Below are 565 nucleotides of genomic sequence, written 5' to 3' on the forward strand. Positions count from 1 at the left end.
GGTTAAGTCTGCGCCATTGTCCATCAAGCAGCAACTCAAGCGGGGTATACTGGGATTTGTAATTCATCTTGGATGAATGCGGCACCCAATAGCCGAGGTAGAGATAATCAAGATTCAGCGTTTTAACGTATTCGATTTGCTTAAGAATCGCAAATACGCCCAAGGAGCGACGTTGTTCATCTGGATCGAAGAAAGTATAAACTGCAGATAAACCATCATCCATTAAATCACAGGTTGAAACACCAATTAATTTTTGGTCTTTCCATAATTCGATGAAAAAACTTTCTGTGCAACTGTGAATGAGGAATTTTTCAAACTGATCTAATGTTGCTGGATACATATCGCCATCTGCATGGCGTTCATTGATATAACGCTCATACAAATCATAATGCTGTTGACTGGCTTGCGAAGTTGGCAAAATACTCATTTTTAAATCTTGATTACGTTTCCATGCTTTCTTCTGGCTACTATTCATTTTAAATTCTTGAATCGGAACGCGACAAGATAAACATTGGCGACATAAGTGGCATTCTGGTCGATAGACAAAATCACCACTACGCCTAAA

Annotated in this window: 1 protein-coding gene; it reads right to left on the bottom strand. The window is 39.1% G+C overall.

Annotation, left to right across the window (positions count from 1 at the left end; genetic code table 11):
* The coding region (locus tag B4H32_RS00735) for an arginyltransferase (protein ID WP_286799153.1) at positions 1-565 on the bottom strand (565 nt) is incomplete at both ends.

Source organism: Acinetobacter sp. UBA2063 (assembly GCF_002333245.1).
Taxonomy (GTDB): domain Bacteria; phylum Pseudomonadota; class Gammaproteobacteria; order Pseudomonadales; family Moraxellaceae; genus Acinetobacter; species Acinetobacter parvus.